Below are 17,609 nucleotides of genomic sequence, written 5' to 3'. Positions count from 1 at the left end.
AAATTGAAACATTGCAAGGGACCGCACAAGCGCTGAAGCGCCGGTTGCGGTCAACAAGGAGAAACCAAAATGAGCGACACCAACTTCCTGATCATCGACGACGACGAGGTTTTCGCGGGCATCCTGGCGCGCGGTCTGACACGGCGCGGCTACACCCCGCATCAGGCGCACAACGCCGACGAAGCGGTGAAGCTCGCCAATCAGCACAAGTTCGGGCAGATCACCGTCGATCTTCATCTCGGCAACGATTCCGGCCTGCGGCTCGTCGCGCCGCTGCGCGACCTGCAACCGGACGCGCGCATTCTCGTGCTGACGGGATACGCGAGCATCGCGACAGCGGTTCAGGCGGTGAAGGACGGCGCCGACAATTACCTCGCGAAGCCGGCGAACGTCGAATCGATTCTGGCGGCGCTGCATGAAGAAGCGAGCGAGCAGACGGCCGAGGAAGCGATCGAGAATCCGACGCTGCTGTCGGTCGCGCGGCTGGAATGGGAGCACATTCAGCGGGCGCTCGCGGAGAACAACGGCAATATTTCAGCGACGGCACGCGCGCTCAACATGCATCGGCGGACGTTGCAGCGCAAGCTGGCCAAGAAGCCGGTGCGTCAGTAAGCGATTTTGCTGACGGGCGCCGCGCGAGAAAGCGCGGCGCAAAAAAAACCGCCCAAGCCGGGGAACGAGGGCGGTAATCGGAGAGTTGCAACGACTTCGTGCATATACATGGGGATACGCACACGGTCAGCATACGCGGCGCGCTCGAACCATTACATACGACTTTTCCTAAAACTAAGACGGTTCCTAACTGCCTGCTTCTAGTCAGCTAGATGGCGCGCCGGCTCGGAACGAGAGCACGCGCTCCCCGCCGAACCCACCTCAAAATCCCCGATCGTCCCGTAAGCGGCGCGTAATTTCGCTTCGCTTGCCACTGCCCGACCCACTCCGTACACTCGCGCCTGTCCAAGATCGCCGAGAAGGAGCGTTGCCATGTCCGATTCATATTTCCCGCGCTGGCCGGTCCAGCCGGATGCGCAAGGCGGCCGCGTCGTCGCGCCCGACGAACGGCTGCCCTGGCCGCAAATGATCGCGATGGGCGTGCAGCACGTCGTCGCGATGTTCGGCTCGACCGTCCTCGCGCCGCTGCTCATGGGCTTCGATCCGAATCTGTGCATCTTCATGTCGGGCATCGGCACGCTGCTGTTTTTCGTGCTCGTCGGCGGGCGCGTGCCGAGTTATCTCGGTTCGAGCTTTGCGTTCATCGGGCTGGTGATCGCGATTACCGGCTACGGCGGACACGGGCCGAACATGAATATCGCGGTCGCGCTCGGCGGGATCATCGCGTGCGGCGTGGCTTACGCGATCATCGGGCTGATCGTTGCGGCGGTCGGCACGAAATGGATCGAAACGCTGATGCCGCCGGTCGTCACCGGATCGATCGTCTGCGTGATCGGACTGAATCTCGCGCCGATCGCGGTCAAGGGCGTGAGCGGCAGCAACTTCGATTCGTGGATGGCGCTCGTCACCGTGCTGTGCGTGGGCGGCGTCGCGGTGTTCGCGCGGGGCATGGCGCAGCGGCTGCTGATTCTGATCGGCCTCGCGATTGCGTACATCGTCTATGCGGTGCTGACGAACGGCATGGGCATGGGCAAGCCGATCGACTTCTCGATCGTTTCCAACGCCGCCTGGTTCGGCCTGCCGCATTTCACGGCACCGGTTTTCGATGCCCAGGCGATGATCCTGCTCGCGCCCATCGCGATCATTCTGGTTGCGGAAAATCTCGGCCACATCAAGGCCGTCGGCGCGATGACCGGACGCAGCCTCGACAAGTACATCGGCCGCGCGTTCATCGGCGATGGCCTCGCGACCATCGTGTCCGGCTTCGCGGGCGGCACGGGCGTGACGACTTACGCGGAGAACATCGGCGTGATGGCGGTCACGAAGATCTATTCGACGCTCGTTTTCGTGATCGCGGCGCTGTTCGCCATCGTGCTCGGCTTCTCGCCGAAGTTCGGCGCGGTCATTCAGACCATCCCGGGGCCGGTGCTCGGCGGCGTGTCGATCGTCGTGTTCGGTCTGATCGCGGTGACGGGCGCGCGCATCTGGGTCGTCAACAAGGTGGATTTCTCGGATAACCGCAATCTGATAGTCGCGGCTGTCACGCTCGTGCTCGGCGCGGGCGACTTCACGCTCAAGCTGGGCGGCTTCGCGCTCGGCGGCATCGGGACGGCGACGTTCGGCGCGATCATCTTCTACGCGCTGTTGCGCCGTCGCGGCTCGGGCGTCGTTTAAGCCGATGACGACAAGGAAGCCCGAACCGCTCGGGCTTCCGGCGAATCACCCCGCCATTCCGCGTTTGCGGTTCACGATCGCCGTCTCGGACAGATCGAGCTCCCGCATCAGCTTGTTCAGCGTTTCGTCGTTGATCGCCTGTTCCGAGCGCAAACGCAGCAGCTCCGCACGCTCGGCACGCAGCGCCGCCATCTTCAGCCGCGTTTCCACCATTTCGCTTCGTTTCGCCGCCGCGCGCGGCGCTTCGTCGTCGCCGAGCGATGCGAGCCGGCGCCGGTATATGCTCATCACACGCGCGGTCGTATCGGCGCAACGGGCGGACGCCGCTTCGTCCATTTCTCCGATGAGCACGTCGTGCGTATTGTCGATGGCGCGGATCGCCGCTTGCGCCGCGCGCAGGCGCGCCATGCGTTCCTCGGCGGCGTGCGGATTGCGCTCTCGCTTCGTCCCGCGCAGCATGACCGGCAAGCCGACGACCGCCACGAGCAACGACACCAGAATCACCGACGACGCGATGAAAATCGCGAGATCGCGCCCGGCGAGCGGTGCGCCGTTATCGAGCGTGACGGGCAGGGACAGCACGCCCGCGAGCGTCACCGCGCCGCGCACGCCGCCGATGGTCGTCATCCCGAGCGTGCGGATGCCGGGCGCGGCGCTTTCGAGTCCCGACTTCGCCGCGCTGCGGCTCGCGAACCAGCGCAGGCAATACACCCACAGGAAGCGCAGCGCATAGAGCGCGATGACGGTCGCGAGCACGTAGCCGATCAGCAGCCCGACGCGTGCGTTGCCGTCGTGATGCGCCTCGACCAGCGCCTGTCCGATGATGTGCGGCAACTGCAGCCCGAGCAGCAGGAACACCATGCCGTTGAAAACGAATTCGATCATCGTCCACGTGCTCGTCATGCGCACGCGCACTGCGCTCGGAATGCTGGCGCGCAGACTCTGGATGTTCATCATCATGCCCGCCGATACCGCCGCGAGAATCCCCGAGCAGCCCGCGCGCTCGGCGATCACATAGGCGGCGAACGGGATCAGCACGGTGAGGATGACGCCGGCGGCGGGGTCGTCATCGTCGGAGAACTTGAGGATGCGCGCCGGGATTTCGGTGACGGCATAGCTGATCGCCGCGCCGATCACGAGCCCGCCCACCGCGATCAACACGAAGCTCACCGCCGCCTCGCGCAGCGAGAACATGCCGGTGAGCGCGGCGGCGATGGCGAACTTCAGCGCGACGAGACCCGATGCGTCGTTCATCAACGCTTCGCCTTCGAGGATATGCATCAGGTTCGCCGGAATGCGATTGCGCCCGGCGATGCCCGTCAGCGCAACCGCATCGGTTGGCGAGAGCACGGCTGCGAGCGCGAACGCGACGGGCAGCGGCATCTCCGGAATCATCCAGTGGAGGAAATAGCCGAGCGCGCCCACGGTGATGAACACGAGCCCGAGCGCGAGCATCAGGATCGCGCGGCGCTGCAGGTACAGCTCACGCTTCGGAATGCGCCAGCCGTCCGCGAACAGCAGCGGCGGAATGAACAGCAGCATGAACAGTTCGGGATCGAACGTGACGTGCAGCCCGAAGCCGGGCCACGCGAGCATCGCGCCGATGGCGATCTGAATCAGCGGAAGCGGCAGCTTGACGGGCAGCAGCGACAGGCCGACGCCCGACAGCGCGACGATCATCAGCAGGATGAGGACGGTAAAGACGATTTCCATGCAGGCGATGGGAAATGCCGGATGCGCGCGGCGTCCGGTTTCCTTTCTAAAGACAGGGTGACGCAAAAGTGTAGCCGTTCGCGCCGGCGACGGCATTTTGCGAGGCGCACCGGTGCGGTGCGTCGAAGTGCGGGATTCGCCTGCTGACGGTGCATGGGAAGCGAAAAACGCCGACAAATACGATGGCGTCGCGCGCATGGACATTGCTTTATCGACAGACCCCAAGACTCCGGGCTACTTAAGACTCCGGGCTTCATTACCGAGGGCTGTTCATGAAAGACACATCGAGCGGGACTGGCGCGGGGCCAGTGCGATGGATCGCGGTTGCGCGGGTTATGGCAGGGGCATCGACATGGTGATCGCCAACCCCGAAAAGACGACGATCTCCCCGCGCAGCTTCGAGCTGGGCGTGATGTCGGGACTCGACCGCTATTCCGTCGAGCACGGCGAGTGGACACTGTCGAGCGTGTTCCAGCCGGTCTTGAGCCTGTCGCACATGCGCGCGGTCGGCTATGAAGGGCTGCTGCGCGCGCACGATGCGCTGGATCGCCCGGTATCGCCCGTCGATGTCTTCGGACAGGCGGCGCGCGTCGGCGAAGCGTTGCAGATCGACCGGCTCGCGCAGGCGCTGCATCTCGAAAACTTCAAGATGCTCGGCGCGGAAACCGAATGGCTCTTTCTCAACGTGCATCCCGGCGCGCTGACCGAGCCGTATCACGCGGCGGCGCTGCTGGCTAACCTGAAGCGCCTGCATATCGAGCCGCGGCGCGTCGTGCTCGAAGTGCTGGAGCAGAGCGCCGAGGATATCGAGCGTCTCGCGCAGGCGGTGCAACAGTTCCGCGATCACGGCTTTCTCATCGCACTCGATGATTTCGGCGCGGGTCATACGAACATCGAACGCATCTGGCAGCTCGATCCGGATATCGTCAAGCTGGATCGCGTGATGCTCTCGCACGCCGGACACAACGTGCATGCGCCGCTTTCCAAACGCACGGTCAAGCAGCGGCGCAACATGGAGGCGGTGCTGTCGGGCATCGTCTCGCTGCTGCACGAAGCAGGCAAGCTCGTGCTGATCGAAGGTGTCGAAACCGAGCACGAAGCGCAGCTTGCGCTCGCGAGCGGCGCGGACTTCGTTCAGGGCTTCTTCTTCGCGCGGCCGCATCCCGGTCTCGCCGATGGCGCGCACGCGCAGACCATCATCAGCGATCTCACCGAGCGGTATCGGCTGCAAACCGAAGCGCGCGAGCGGCGCGACGCGACCCGGCTTCAGCCCTACGTCCGCGCATTCGAACGCGCGGCGGAGCGGCTTGCGGCGGGCGAGCCACTTGATGAAGTCTGCTGGAATTTTCTGGCGCTCGATAACGCCGCACGCTGCTTCCTGCTCGATCAAAACGGCCGGCAGTCGGGCCGCAACGTCGTGCTGCGCGCGGACCGCGCGGCGCACGAAGCGCGCTTTCTGCCGCTCGTCGACGCGCAGGGCGCGAACTGGCTGCGCCGTCCTTACTTTCGCGCGGCGCTCGGCGATCCCGAGCGCGTGCACGTGACGAAGCCGTATCTGTCGATCAACGAAGCGATGCCGTGCGTCACGCTTTCCGTCGAAACGCGCTCGGGCGGCAAGCGCTGCGTTCTGTGCGGCGACATAGACTGGCTGCCCGAGGACGACTGATCACTTCGCGACGACGACGGGAATCCCCTTCAGCGACGATGCGCCCTTCATCGTGTCGATGGCGGCGCGCACCGCATCGCCCGTCGCCGCTTCGATGCCGAGGCGCGCGACGATATCGCGCTCGCTGCGCTTGACCATCGCGAGATTCGCGAGCTTGACGTGACCGTAGCCGCGCACGCGCTCGAATAGTGCAGCAAGTGCCTGCACGTCTTTCGCGTCGTGGGCGTCGAGTGTCGCGAGCGCGCGTTGCATCGTGATTTCGTAGTCGTTCGCCAACTGCCGTTCCATGCGGCGTTCCAGCGTCTTGCCGAACGGATCGAGCGCCGTGCCGCGCAGCGCCCGCATCTTCGACAATCCGCCGAACACGGGCCACATCCACTGGCCGAAGGTTTTCTTCTTCGGCACGCCGCCCCGTGACAGAACCGGCGGCGCGAGGTTGAACTTCACCGTGTAGTCGTCGCCGGCCGTACCTTCGAATTGCGCAGCGAGCGCGGCGCGGAACGCCGGGTCCGCGTGCAGGCGCGCGACTTCGTACTCGTCCTTCACCGCGAGCAGCTTGTAGAACGTGATCGCGACGGCGCGCTGCACGTCTGCATTCGCGGATGCCTTGTCGACCAACGAACGATACCGCTTCACGTACTTCGCACCGCCATACGCCAGCAGCCGTTCCTCGCGATCGCGGATGAGGTCCGCGAGCGGCATCCGGTCCATCGCGACGCGCTTCGGCTGCGCGGACGCCGCCAGCGAATCGAGCGCGTTCATGTCCACTGCCGCGAGCCGGCCGATCGCGAACGCCAGCTTGTTCGCCGATACCGCGACGTTGTTCAGTTCCAGCGCGCGCATCAACGCGCCGTGCGACACCGGCACGAGTCCGAGCTGCCACGCGAAGCCGAGCATCAGAATGTTCGCGCCGATGGTATCGCCGAGAAAGCGCGCCGCGAGCGATTGCGCATCGCAGGTGCGCAGCGCGTCGGCGGCGTTGGGTCCGGCGGCGTGGCGCATCTTGTCGATGAGCGCATCGGCGTGAAGATTAGCGTCGGGGTTCTGCACGAAGGTCGCGTTCGGGATCGCGTGCGTGTTCACGACGATCTTCGTGCGGTCGTGCCGCACCGTCTGCAACGCTTCGGGGCTCGCGCCGACGACCATATCGCAGGCGAGCAGCAGGTCGGCCTGCTGCGTGTCGATGCGAACCTGATTCAGCAGCGCATCGGTCGCGGCGAAGCGCACGAACGACAGCACCGATCCGCCTTTCTGCGCGAAGCCCATGAAATCGAGCACGGACGCGCTCTTGCCCTCCAGATGCGCCGCCATGCTGATCAGCGCGCCGACGGTCACGACGCCCGTGCCGCCGACGCCCGTCACCAGAATATCGTAGGGCGCTTGATCGAGATGGGCGTGCGGCATCGGCAGCGCATCGACGCGGCGAGCCAGTTCGGCGGGATCGAACGCATGGCCTTCGGCCTTCTTCAGCCTGGCGCCTTCGAGCGTGACGAAGCTCGGGCAAAAGCCGTTCACGCACGAATAGTCCTTGTTGCAGGACGACTGATCGATGCGCCGCTTCCTGCCCAGTTCCGTTTCCACCGGTTCGACGGAAAGACAGTTCGATTGCACGCCGCAATCGCCGCAGCCTTCGCAGACGGCTTCGTTGATGAAGAGCCGCTTGTCCGGATCGGGAAACTCGCCTTTCTTGCGGCGGCGGCGCTTCTCGGCGGCGCAGGTTTGATCGTAGATGAGCACGGTCACGCCGGGCGTGTCGCGCAGACGGCGCTGGACGGCATCCAGTTCGCTGCGGTGATGGAACGTCGTGCCGTTCGGAAACTGATCGTGATGGCCGTCATACTTCTCGGGTTCGTCGCTGACCACGACGAGCAGCGCAATGCCTTCCGCTTCCACTTGCCGCGCGATCTGCGGCACGGAGATGCTGCCGTCGACCGGCTGGCCGCCCGTCATCGCGACGGCATCGTTATAAAGAATCTTGTACGTGATGTTCGCTTTCGCGGCCACGGCCTGACGGATCGCGAGAATGCCCGAATGGAAATAGGTGCCGTCGCCGAGGTTCTGGAAGACGTGCGGGGTCTTCGTGAACATCGCGTGCGACGCCCAGTCGACGCCTTCGCCGCCCATCTGAATGAGGCCGGTCGTGTCGCGCTCCATCCACGACGCCATGAAGTGACAGCCGATGCCCGCCTGCGCGACCGACCCTTCCGGCACTTTCGTCGACGTGTTGTGCGGGCAGCCCGAGCAGAAATAGGGCGTGCGCTTCACGGCATCGGCGATATTCGAGAGGATTTGCGGCGCGACGAGATCGACCACTTTTTCGCGGCGATCGAGCGCGGGCTTGTGGCGCGCGAGCCATTGCGCGAACACGGGCAGCACGCGCGACGGCCGCAACTCGCCGAGCGCGGAAAGCAGTGGCGCGCCGTCCTGCGTCGCCTTGCCGATGACGGCAGGCCGCGCGCCCGACGCGCGGTTGTAGAGGTGATCCTTGATCTGTTGCTCGATGACCGGGCCTTTCTCTTCGATCACGAGCACTTCCGAAAGCCCGTCGACGAACGCGTCGAGCCGCGTCGTTTCGAGCGGAAACGACAGCCCGACCTTGTAGATGCGCACGCCGGCGGCGTCGAGATCGTCGACGGTGAGTTCGAGGCGGCGCAGCGCTTCCATCAGATCCAGATGCGCCTTGCCGCACGTCACGATGCCGACGTTCGCACGTGGACTCGGCGCGATCCACTTGTCGATGCTGTTCGTTCGCGCGAAATGGCGCACCGCGTCGAGCTTGGCGTGCAGCCGCGCTTCGATGGTCAGGCTCGGCAGGTCGGGCCAGCGGTTATGCAGGCCGCCGGCGGGCGCGGCGAAATCGTCGGGCGCTTTCCAGACGGTCTGCACTGCGTCGAGATCGACCGTCGAGCCGGATTCGACCGTCTCGGAAATCGCCTTGAAGCCGACCCACGCGCCGGAGAAGCGCGACAGCGCCCAGCCGTAAAGCCCGAATTCAAGCATGTCCGCGATGTTCGACGGATTCACCACCGGCATGTGCCACGCGATCATCGCCTGATCGCTTTGATGCGGCATCGACGACGACACGCAGCCGTGGTCATCGCCCGCGACGACGAGCACGCCGCCATGCGGCGACGAGCCGTACGCGTTGCCGTGCTTCAGCGCATCGCCGGCGCGGTCGACGCCCGGCCCCTTGCCGTACCACATCGCGAAGACGCCATCGACCGTGCGTTCCGGATCGCTCTCCACGCGCTGCGTGCCGAGCACGGCGGTGCCGCCGAGTTCCTCGTTGATCGCGGGAAGGAAGCGCACGTCATGCGACGCGAGCAGTTTCTTCGCTTTCCACAACTGCTGATCGACCATGCCGAGCGGCGAGCCGCGATAGCCGCTAACGAAGCCCGCCGTGTTGAGATTCGCGGCGCGGTCGAGGGCGCGCTGCATCAGCACGAGGCGCACGAGCGCCTGCGTTCCCGTCAGAAAAATGCGCCCGCTCGTGGCGCTCAGGTTGTCGCTCAGTTGGTAGTCGGAAAGCGCGGGGACGTGAGGCGTGGAGAGAGCATCGGCGGGGACGCGTGCGGTCATGGGCGGGTCTCTTTTTTGGGATAGAGGCGATACGCCATTCTTGGCCGACGATATCGAAATGTTTTTGCGCACTCGCTTCAATCTCGCACGCATGGAAACGTAACGAGATGATTTTCGAGATAAGCGAGGAAATTCTTCTCGAAACGGCGGCGCTACATGTAAACCCGGAGCCGGTTCGTATGCGTGCCCGCACCGTTTGGGACTAACCTGACCGGCTCGACCGATGACGGAAAAGGACGGCGATGAAGCTCTTCTACTGGCCGAAGACGCGCGCCTTTCGCGCGCTGTGGATGCTCGAAGAAATGCGCGTGCCGTATGAACTCGTGCGCGTGAATATCCGTGCGGGCGCGCAGAACGACAGCGCGTTCTGCCGCGTCAACCCGATGGCGAAGCTGCCCGCGCTCGAAGACGGCGCCGTGCGCGTGGCGGAATCCGGCGCGGTGCTGCTGTATCTCGCGGACCGTTATCCGCAATCGCAGCTAGGCGTGCCGCTTGCCGATCCGGCGCGCGGCCGTTTCCTGCAATGGATGTTCTTCACCGGCTCATGCCTCGAACCCGCGATGGCCGAGCGCATGACCGGCGCACAGGGCAATACGGTGAGCTTCGGATGGGGCGATCTGGCGCGCGTCGAGCATGCGATCGAAAGTGCGCTCGAAGAAGGGGAATGGCTGCTCGGCGAGCAGTTCACGGCGGCGGACCTGCTTCTCGCGAGCACACTGCAGATCGGCTTTCTCGCGCGGATCATCGAGCCGCAGGGCGTGCTGTTCGATTACGTCGAACGGGCGATCGCCCGCGACGGCTACGAGCGCGCCGCGAAAATCGATCGGCTGGAGGCGGAGCGGCTCGGCCTCAAGCCGCACGCGAAAGCGGCGGATTAGGGAAACGCACGCGGCTTCGGGATGCCCGCGCCGGCTTCGATGTCGGCGATTGCGCGCTCGTGCGCCAGCTTGACGGCATCGGCGGGATTGAAGAGGCCATCGTCGCCGCCGACGGTCGTCCACGCCTTCACGGCGTGGTCCAGATGGCGAATCTCGTACTCGGCGTCCCATTTCGGGCCCTGCAGCTCGATGGGTCTCACGTGAATCGAATAGACGCCGTAAAGGAAGACCTGTTCCGCCATGATGCTCCTCCGATGCCTTCCGCCTGCAGCACTGACCGTGCAGTTCTACAGTTCGATTTCCCCGAGGATGCGATGCGCCAGCGCCCGCGCTTCGTCGAGCGCCTCGTGTTCGTTCTCCGATGCGGCTTCGACTTCGTAGAGCGTCGCGTCGGCCGCTTCGCCGTCGTCGCGGGCGAGCGAAACGAGGCCCTGAAACTTGCCGCCATCGATGGCGCGCACGCCGATCGTCGCCGTATAGATGCCCTTCGTGTACGTGGTGTCTTCCATGATCGATTCGCCTCGAGGCCGGAACGTCACTATCGAATTCATGCTAGCACGCAGTTATGCGAAGCGTATGACGGCCGCGTGGCGCTAGCGTTGCAGCAGTTCCTCGACTTCCGGAAGCGTCGGCGAATGCGCGCCCGAGTGACGGCACGCCGCCGCGCCCGCGGCGAGCGCGAATTTCAGGTGATCCGGCCAGCCGCCGTGGCGGGACATCAGGCTGTAAAGCAGACCGCCGATGGACGCATCGCCGGCGCCGACCGTGTCGGCAACTTCCACGGCGGGCGGCCGGGCGCTGTAGCTTTGATCGCCCGCATAGAGCGTCGCTTCCGACGAGCCGCGCGTGACGAGCACGGTCGCCTGCGGATTCATCGCGCGGATTCGGGCGAGCGCGTCGTTTTCGGACAGGCCGCGAAAAAGCATGTGCAGGTCTTCGTCGGATACCTTGATCAGATCGGCCAGCGCCGCCATCTCGCGCAGGATCGGCTCGTAGCCGTGCTCCATCAGGTTGCGGTAGTTCGGATCGAAACTGATCTTCACGCCGTGCTCGCGCAGTTGCGCGGCGAGCCTCGCGAGCGTGCGGCCGAGCGGCTGGCGCACCAGACTGATGCAGCCGAAATGCGCCCACTTCACGCGCTCCATCCAGCCTTGCGGCAGCTTCGAAGGATCGAAGGCGAGGTCCGCGCCGTTCTCGCCCATGAAGTAATAGGTCGGCGGCTGCGTCTTGTGGACGATGGCAAGGAGCGGCGGCCGTTCCACGCGCTGCATGAAGCGCATGTCGAGCCCGGCGGCGGCGCTCGCTTCCCACAGATCGTCGGAGAAGTTATCGACGCCCAGCGACCCGGCGCACGCCGTCGGCAGGCCGAGCCGCGCGACCGCGCGCGCGACGTTCCAGCCCGCGCCGCCCGGACGCGACAGCCAGCTCGATTCGCCCGTGCGGATCATGTCCGTGAGGATGTCGCCGGCGGAGACGAATTGCGGGAAAGAGGTTTGATCGGTCGGCATCGTTGTCACCGTGCGTTGTTCGGGGAGCCGAGCGCGTTCAGCACTTCGTAGCACGCGCCCATCGTGTGGTAGTCGGTCTTGCCGGCGGGACTTTTCTCGTCGCTGTACTTGCGGTTGTCGCACGTGAGGATGCGATACCACGCGCCGTACCGATGATCGACGAAGTGCGCCCAGCTATAGCGCCACAGTTCGTCGTAACAGTCCCAGAAGCGTTCGCTGCCGGTGCGCGCGCCGAGCAGCGCGGCGGCCGCGAAACTTTCGGCCTGCACCCAGAAGTACTTGTCGTGATCGCAGATGCTGTCGTCGGGGCCGAAGCCGTAGTAAAGGCCGCCGTGACGGTCGTCCCACGCGCGCGAAAAACCCGCATCGAACAGTTCGATGGCGCGCGGCGCGAGCCACGGCAGCGCACGATGCCGCTCGAGGATCAGCAGCAGCTTCGCCCACTCCGTTTGGTGCCCCGGCTGAAAACCCCACGGACGAAAGATGTTCGAACTGTCCGATTCGTTGTAATGCCAGTCCACGGACCAGTCGCGATGGAAGTGCTCCCACACGAGCCCGTTAGACAGCCGCGCCTGCCGCAGCGTGATGTTGCCCGCGATTTTCTCCGCGCGATCCAGATAGAGCACGTGACCGGTCGCTTCGAAAGCGGCGAGCAGCGCTTCGGTTGCGTGCATGTTCGCGTTCTGGCCGCGATAGTCCGAAAGCTGCCAGTCAGGCGTGGCTTCGTCGGCGTAGAGGCCCGCGCTCGCGTCCCAGAAGCGGCGCTCCATCAGCGCGAAAGCTTCGTCGATCATCGGCCTGGCTTCGTCGATGCCCGCCATCGCCGCATGCGCGCACGCGAGCAGCACGAAGGCCAGGCCGTAGCAATGGCGCGTGCCGTCGAGCGTGCGCTTCTGGCCGTCGCGCCACTCGATCTCCCAGTCGTAGCCTTCGCGTTCGGCGTCCCAGTGCGCGTCGCGCAGGAAGCGCAAGGCGTGGCGCGCGTCGTCCAGATAACCGGCGTCGCCGAAATGCCGGTACGCCATCGCGTAGTTAAAGACGAAGCGCGTGCTGCTGACGAGGTGGCGCGTCGTGCGGTCGTAGACCGTGCCGTCGTCCTTGAAGAAGTGAAAGAAGCCGCCGGACGGATCGCGGGCGACGGGCGCGTAGAACGCGAGCGTGTCGCGCACGTGCGAGAGCAGGAAGTCGCGGCTGCGGAAGTCGATGCGCTGATCGGCTGCCGGCTCGCTTGCAGCGGTGATGGCGGGAGAGGCGGTCAAATTCATGGCGTGCGGATGTCCTCTTTCTGGCGCGAACTGGCGCGAGCGATGAATTCGACGCTCATCAGCGAATCGGTCTGGGCCAGCGGGTTCGGATGATCTTCGAGCAGCAACTCCACGCCCCGTCGCCCGAGCGCCTCCTTGTCGACGGCCACCGTCGAGAGCGGCGGCGTGCTGTGCGCGGCGGCGGGAATGTCGTCGAAACCGACGAACGCGATGTCTTCCGGCACGCGCAGACCGCGCGCGAGACAGACGCGCATCGCGGCGAGGGCCGCTGCATCGTTATAGGCGAAAACAGCGTCGGGCAACGGATTCGATCGCGCGCGCGCGTCGGCGATGAGGCGCTCCATCGCGTCGGCGGCGGCGAGATCGGCGGGCAGCCCGGCTTGCGCGTTGATTTCGAGCGTCGGGTCGAATAGAAGGCCGGCATCGAAATACGCCTTGCGATAGCCGAGCGCCCGCTGCGCGATGCTGTGATGGGCGAGCGATCCGCCGATGAACGCGATGCGCCTGCGGCCCGTCGCGAAGAGATGCGCCATCGCCAGCGACGCGCCGTTCGCGTTGTCGATGTTCACCGAGCGGAAGCCCGGCGCGCACAGGTCGATCAGCACGATGGGCCGCGCAAGCGTCTGCAAATGCCCGAGCAGTTCAGGCTCGACAAAGCCCGCCACCGCGATGGCGTCCGGTGCGTGCAGCCGCATTTGCTGCGCGAGATCCTGCGTCGGACCGGCCGTAAGCACGGACGGCACGAGGCGACGCTCGCGGCACGCCTCCTCAAAGCCGTGCAGCACTTGCGAGAAGAACGGGCTGACCGCGAAGTTATTGTGCTGACGATGCAGCAGAAACATGACGCGCCGAATGCGAGTGCGCAGTTGCGCGGAGTCGTAACCGAGCCGCTGCGCCACTTCGACGACGCGCACGCGCGTGGCCTCCGACAAGCCCGGCTGATTTTTGAGCGCGCGCGAAACCGTCCCGATCGAAACGCTTGCCGCGCGGGCGACGTCGCGGATGGTAGTGGCCATCGTGGTGTTCTCTGTCCTGGAGCCGAAGCGCGCTGTTTATCGCACGCGAAGGGTTCGCTTGATTCGCCGGATTGTATAGTAAAAGATCGCGAAAACGCGCAATCCGTGGACTAGAGAAAACCAGTAAACGCCCGTCCTGAATGGGTTTGAAAGAATCTGTCTTGTTTAGTAAAACCGGGGAAACAGCGCCGTGCGGTCTAGATAAGCACGACTTCGAACGGCCGCGTCAGGCGCGCCAATGTATGCGCTTCGAGTACCGGCGCGCGCCCCGCCGTCGCGTCGGGTTCCAGCTGGCTCCTGAATGCCTGCACCGCCAGCAGCTTGCGGGCGTGCGTCGCATCGTCCAGCACGATACGGCGGGCGCGGCTCCACGGCACGCGCGCGTCGTCGGGCGACGCCCAGTGCCATGCGCACAGCGGCACTTCGACGAACGGCAGGCCGAGCGCATCCGCCGCGAGACAGGCCGCGCGCCCAGCCGCTTCGTGGTCGGGATGGCCGTCGCAGCGCCAGGGCGCGAACACGATGTCATCGGACTGAAGACACTTCGAGAGACCGCCTAGCAACCCCGGCTCGATTTGTTCCGCGGCGCCGTCTTGCAGGCCGAGCCGCGCGACCTGAACCTGCCGCAGCTTGAGCCGCTGCAGCGCCTCCCGCGTTTCGAGTGGACGCGCGGCTGCGAGCCTTTCCGGCGACCATTGAGTGGAATGCGGATGACTCGCGGTGCCGTCCGTGACCGCGACGATCAGCACGCTTCGGCTGAGTTTCGACAGCAGTGCAAGCAGTCCGCCGATACCGAGCACTTCGTAATCCGGATGCGGTGCGATGACGACGGCTCGTCCTCCGGACGGCACCAGTTCCGCAGGCGCGACTTCGGGCAGCGCGGCAAGACGCGGCCAGCCTTGCCACGTCGCTTCGGGCGTGCCGCTGCCGGACAGGACGCGCTCCGTCGCGCTATCGTCCGCGCGGCGCGCGATCGAATGGCGTGTCGTTACACGTGGCATGGCGCGCTCCCGACTGCGGTGGCGGAACGCGCGGGGACGGGCAGATCCAGGCGGGATGCCGCAATGAGCGTCGAGTACGATCGATCGCCCGCGTTTCTGCCGGGATGACGCCGGTCGGGGCGATCGCAGGCAAAGGCGCGCCGCGCGAATGATGTCGCGCGATGTTCGGTCGACGAGGCAATCGGCATGATGCGAGGCACCCTCCAGAGCTATGTTCGATTGAGCGCGGTCGTCCGCGTGGATGAAGTCAAGTGTGGCAAGGGTTGTTCCCGAGCGACATTCGGCCGGAAGACATAAGCCAAAGCGTCGGACGGCGTCAGGCGATCGCGCAGAACGCTGCCGATAAGCAGGTTTTTTTGCCTATGCCGTTTGGCCGAATCGACGGCGCAATACCGAAGCGCTCAAATGAGAAAAGGCCGCACACGGCGGCCTCGTTGGAGCGGAGGAAAGGGAAATGCTGCCTGGTTCAGCGGCGCGCGGGCGCGCCGACTTGCTTGCTGTTGCGCCCCGGTTCGGCCATCGTCTTACGCGAGCCCCAGCGTTGCGCGAGCACCGCGCAGACCATCAGCTGAATTTGATGGAACAGCATCAGCGGCAGGACCACGGCGCCGACCGCGTGCGTGGCGAAGATGACCTTCGCCATCGGAATGCCCGAGGCAAGGCTCTTTTTCGAGCCGCAGAAGATGATGGTGATCTGATCGGCGCGGCTGAAGCCCAGGCGCTTCGCCGCGAACGCGGTGATCAGCAGCGCGACCGCGAGCAGCACGATGTTCACCACGACGAGACCGCCCAGCGCCGACAACGGGATCGAATGCCAGATGCCTTCGTTCACCGCTTCGCTGAACGCGACATAGACGACGAGCAGAATCGATCCCTGATCGACGAACTTGAGCATGGCCTTGTTGCGGTCCACCCATTTGCCGATGGCCGGGCGCAGCAATTGACCGGCAACGAACGGCACCAGCAGTTGCAGCACGATATTGCCCACCGTGTGCCACGGCGAACCGGTTGCCCCGCCGTGATCGGTCACCAGCAGGCCGACCAGCGCGGGCGTGATGAAGATGCCGAGCAGGCTCGACGCCGATGCGCTGCACACGGCGGCGGGCACGTTGCCCTTGGCCATCGACGTGAAAGCGATCGACGACTGCACCGTCGAAGGCAAAGTGCACAGGAACAGGATGCCGCCATACAGCGCGGGCGTGACGAGCGGACTCAGCACGGGCCGCAGCGCAAGGCCGAGCAGCGGGAACATGACGAAGGTGCTGAGCAGCACGATCAGGTGAAGCCGCCAATGCATCGCGCCGGCGACGATGGCTTCACGCGACAGCTTCGCGCCATGCAGGAAAAACAGTAGCCCGATGGCGACGTTCGTAATCCAGTTGAACGCGACGGCGGCGCTGCCGCGGCACGGCAGCAGGCTTGCGATCGTGACGGTGCCGATCAGCGCCAGCGTGAAATTGTCAGGAAGATATTTTGGCCGTGCCATCAGGAATTCTCACACTCGGGCGATCGCCGGGCGGCGCATGCAGCCGTAACCCGCGTCGCGTCCGGGAAAACCATGATTTTGGCCCGCAGTCGATTGAATTGGCAAATTCATTTCATCGATCGATTGATTCTGTTTTCGCATGAAACTCCTGGACGTAGATTCAGTGCGAACGGTCCCCAGCAACATTCGGGCCGTCGCGGTGCGCGGATGTCGTGTCGTATCATCCTAAGAAAGGAGCAAAGCGTTCAGTACGGCGAAGTGAAAAAACTCTGACGTAACATGGTGTTACAACCATCGAGACGGCCTAACACTTTTTGGCTCGACGGCTACGACCGGGCGAAATAAATTGTGGATACTCCGGTCGACGAGACCGTGCATCGCTCGATGCGTGTCTCGCGTGCTCCAACGGCGGCCGGCGTCCCGCGTGATCGGATCGTGCTTTATGGCCGATGCGCGGTCGAAGACTCGTGTTGGATGCAGGCAGTTTCGACATGGCGCTCACTGGCATTCGCAAAACCACTCGGCTTCTGGCTTCCTCCGCGCTCGCTGCGCTGGCGGTTGCGGGTTCGTTCGCGCTCGCCGGTCCGCGCGTCGAGTGGGTGTCGCCGGCCACCTATGCGGATACGCCCGCCAACCGTCAGTCGCTTCGCTACACGCCGGTGTCCGCAAAGGACGGGCTCACGCCAGTCAGCGCCGAAGTGCGCCCGGTTCCTCAAGCCGAGCAGGCCGCGCCGTTCCGTGCCGCAGGGTCGATACGCGCGGACATCACGCGCTACAACCAGGAGCGCAGCGTGCCGCGCTCGCAAGGCCGCCCATCCGACGATGGCCGTGCCCCGGCCACTTCCAACTTCCGTAACTGATCACGGCGGCACAGGCGGCGATGGCCGCCATGCGTCGATTACGGCTCAAGCGCAGTTATCCAAAAATTATTGGCGCGTCCAGCGCGCGTGTCACGGTGACGTAATCTCGCCACAGTGACGCGTCACAATTCCTCCCAGACATTCCCCTCCTTTTTGCGCGCACGGACAATGCGGCCTGCGGCTGATTGCGTGCATCCAGTAGTTTCCAAACTCCTTTCATCGCGTTCTCAGGCCCGCCGGTTCAATGCTCCGGTGCGGCAAAACACGTCGCTGTAACGCGTGACTGTGAATGCGAGCCGGCGGCGCCATCGACGAATGCGCCACGGAGTAACGAAACCGCTATACCCGCGA

At 64.8% G+C, this 17,609-nt stretch carries 15 protein-coding genes; 5 read left to right on the top strand and 10 right to left on the bottom strand.

Annotated features, from left to right (window positions below):
* The first annotated feature begins 69 nt into the window (after positions 1–69).
* Both LDZ21_RS13270 and LDZ21_RS13265 read left to right on the top strand, forming a co-directional pair.
* Entirely contained in the window at positions 70–612 is a 543-nt protein-coding gene (locus LDZ21_RS13270) for a response regulator transcription factor (RefSeq protein WP_035967201.1), read from the top strand.
* Between the two features lie 372 nt (positions 613–984).
* Positions 985–2,286 (top strand): solute carrier family 23 protein, encoded by a 1,302-nt coding sequence (locus LDZ21_RS13265; protein WP_244793676.1) that lies wholly within the window; start codon positions 985–987, stop codon positions 2,284–2,286.
* Positions 2,287–2,331: 45 nt separating this feature from the next.
* On the opposite strand, the gene LDZ21_RS13260 is transcribed toward LDZ21_RS13265, so the two are convergent.
* A complete protein-coding gene (locus LDZ21_RS13260) occupies positions 2,332–3,999 on the bottom strand; it encodes a Na+/H+ antiporter (RefSeq protein ID WP_035967196.1) in 1,668 nt (555 codons plus the stop codon).
* Between the two features lie 352 nt (positions 4,000–4,351).
* Between LDZ21_RS13260 and LDZ21_RS13255 the strand changes: the two genes are divergently transcribed.
* Entirely contained in the window at positions 4,352–5,665 is a 1,314-nt protein-coding gene (locus tag LDZ21_RS13255) for an EAL domain-containing protein (RefSeq protein ID WP_035967239.1), read from the top strand.
* Here the strand turns inward: LDZ21_RS13255 and LDZ21_RS13250 are convergent, their stop codons facing one another.
* Positions 5,666–9,244, bottom strand: coding sequence for an indolepyruvate ferredoxin oxidoreductase family protein (locus tag LDZ21_RS13250; RefSeq protein ID WP_244793675.1), 3,579 nt, complete (start codon positions 9,242–9,244; stop codon positions 5,666–5,668).
* A gap of 242 nt (positions 9,245–9,486) precedes the next feature.
* On the opposite strand from LDZ21_RS13250, the gene LDZ21_RS13245 reads away from it, so the two are divergent.
* Positions 9,487–10,122, top strand: a complete 636-nt coding sequence (locus tag LDZ21_RS13245; RefSeq protein ID WP_035967194.1) for a glutathione S-transferase family protein — start codon at positions 9,487–9,489, stop codon at positions 10,120–10,122.
* Here the strand turns inward: LDZ21_RS13245 and LDZ21_RS13240 are convergent.
* From LDZ21_RS13240 to LDZ21_RS31160, 8 genes are all read right to left on the bottom strand, one after another.
* Positions 10,119–10,364: a hypothetical protein gene (locus LDZ21_RS13240; RefSeq protein ID WP_035967193.1), complete on the bottom strand. Its 246-nt coding sequence runs from the start codon at positions 10,362–10,364 to the stop codon at positions 10,119–10,121. The genes LDZ21_RS13245 and LDZ21_RS13240 overlap by 4 nt on opposite strands.
* 45 nt (positions 10,365–10,409) lie before the next feature.
* On the bottom strand, positions 10,410–10,631 hold the full coding sequence (locus LDZ21_RS13235) for a hypothetical protein (RefSeq protein WP_035967191.1): 222 nt from the start codon (positions 10,629–10,631) through the stop codon (positions 10,410–10,412).
* An 84-nt stretch (positions 10,632–10,715) separates the two neighbouring features.
* Entirely contained in the window at positions 10,716–11,630 is a 915-nt protein-coding gene (locus tag LDZ21_RS13230) for a carbohydrate kinase family protein (protein ID WP_244793674.1), read from the bottom strand.
* A gap of 5 nt (positions 11,631–11,635) precedes the next feature.
* A complete protein-coding gene (locus tag LDZ21_RS13225; protein ID WP_244793673.1) occupies positions 11,636–12,895 on the bottom strand; it encodes an AGE family epimerase/isomerase in 1,260 nt (419 codons plus the stop codon).
* A complete protein-coding gene (locus LDZ21_RS13220; RefSeq protein ID WP_244793672.1) occupies positions 12,892–13,911 on the bottom strand; it encodes a LacI family DNA-binding transcriptional regulator in 1,020 nt (339 codons plus the stop codon). The genes LDZ21_RS13225 and LDZ21_RS13220 overlap by 4 nt, the downstream gene beginning before the upstream one ends.
* Positions 13,912–14,108: 197 nt before the next feature.
* A complete protein-coding gene (locus tag LDZ21_RS13215; RefSeq protein ID WP_244793671.1) occupies positions 14,109–14,912 on the bottom strand; it encodes a PIG-L deacetylase family protein in 804 nt (267 codons plus the stop codon).
* A gap of 466 nt (positions 14,913–15,378) precedes the next feature.
* The gene (locus LDZ21_RS13210) at positions 15,379–16,398 is read right to left on the bottom strand and encodes a bile acid:sodium symporter family protein (protein WP_035967182.1); all 1,020 of its coding nucleotides are present in this window, start codon (positions 16,396–16,398) and stop codon (positions 15,379–15,381) included.
* A gap of 9 nt (positions 16,399–16,407) precedes the next feature.
* Positions 16,408–16,539, bottom strand: coding sequence for a hypothetical protein (locus LDZ21_RS31160; RefSeq protein ID WP_280519410.1), 132 nt, complete (start codon positions 16,537–16,539; stop codon positions 16,408–16,410).
* Positions 16,540–16,889: 350 nt separating this feature from the next.
* Between LDZ21_RS31160 and LDZ21_RS13205 the strand changes: the two genes are divergently transcribed.
* Complete coding sequence (locus LDZ21_RS13205; RefSeq protein WP_035967181.1) at positions 16,890–17,258, top strand: hypothetical protein; 369 nt, start codon at positions 16,890–16,892, stop codon at positions 17,256–17,258.
* Positions 17,259–17,609 lie beyond the last annotated feature (351 nt).

The sequence above is a fragment of the Caballeronia grimmiae genome, from assembly GCF_022879615.1.
GTDB lineage: Bacteria > Pseudomonadota > Gammaproteobacteria > Burkholderiales > Burkholderiaceae > Caballeronia > Caballeronia grimmiae.
This window is presented reverse-complemented; position numbering and strand designations above follow the sequence as displayed.

Excerpts from the sequence above, each read along its gene's own strand:
- LDZ21_RS13270 (WP_035967201.1), top strand. The coding sequence starts at position 70 with ATGAGCGACACCAACTTCCTGATCATCGACGACGACGAGGTTTTCGCG.
- LDZ21_RS13265 (WP_244793676.1), top strand. The coding sequence starts at position 985 with ATGTCCGATTCATATTTCCCGCGCTGGCCGGTCCAGCCGGATGCGCAA.
- LDZ21_RS13260 (WP_035967196.1), bottom strand. The coding sequence starts at position 3,999 with ATGGAAATCGTCTTTACCGTCCTCATCCTGCTGATGATCGTCGCGCTG.
- LDZ21_RS13255 (WP_035967239.1), top strand. The coding sequence starts at position 4,352 with ATGGTGATCGCCAACCCCGAAAAGACGACGATCTCCCCGCGCAGCTTC.
- LDZ21_RS13250 (WP_244793675.1), bottom strand. The coding sequence starts at position 9,244 with ATGACCGCACGCGTCCCCGCCGATGCTCTCTCCACGCCTCACGTCCCC.
- LDZ21_RS13245 (WP_035967194.1), top strand. The coding sequence starts at position 9,487 with ATGAAGCTCTTCTACTGGCCGAAGACGCGCGCCTTTCGCGCGCTGTGG.
- LDZ21_RS13240 (WP_035967193.1), bottom strand. The coding sequence starts at position 10,364 with ATGGCGGAACAGGTCTTCCTTTACGGCGTCTATTCGATTCACGTGAGA.
- LDZ21_RS13235 (WP_035967191.1), bottom strand. The coding sequence starts at position 10,631 with ATGGAAGACACCACGTACACGAAGGGCATCTATACGGCGACGATCGGC.
- LDZ21_RS13230 (WP_244793674.1), bottom strand. The coding sequence starts at position 11,630 with ATGCCGACCGATCAAACCTCTTTCCCGCAATTCGTCTCCGCCGGCGAC.
- LDZ21_RS13225 (WP_244793673.1), bottom strand. The coding sequence starts at position 12,895 with ATGAATTTGACCGCCTCTCCCGCCATCACCGCTGCAAGCGAGCCGGCA.
- LDZ21_RS13220 (WP_244793672.1), bottom strand. The coding sequence starts at position 13,911 with ATGGCCACTACCATCCGCGACGTCGCCCGCGCGGCAAGCGTTTCGATC.
- LDZ21_RS13215 (WP_244793671.1), bottom strand. The coding sequence starts at position 14,912 with ATGCCACGTGTAACGACACGCCATTCGATCGCGCGCCGCGCGGACGAT.
- LDZ21_RS13210 (WP_035967182.1), bottom strand. The coding sequence starts at position 16,398 with ATGGCACGGCCAAAATATCTTCCTGACAATTTCACGCTGGCGCTGATC.
- LDZ21_RS31160 (WP_280519410.1), bottom strand. The coding sequence starts at position 16,539 with ATGCGAAAACAGAATCAATCGATCGATGAAATGAATTTGCCAATTCAA.
- LDZ21_RS13205 (WP_035967181.1), top strand. The coding sequence starts at position 16,890 with ATGGCGCTCACTGGCATTCGCAAAACCACTCGGCTTCTGGCTTCCTCC.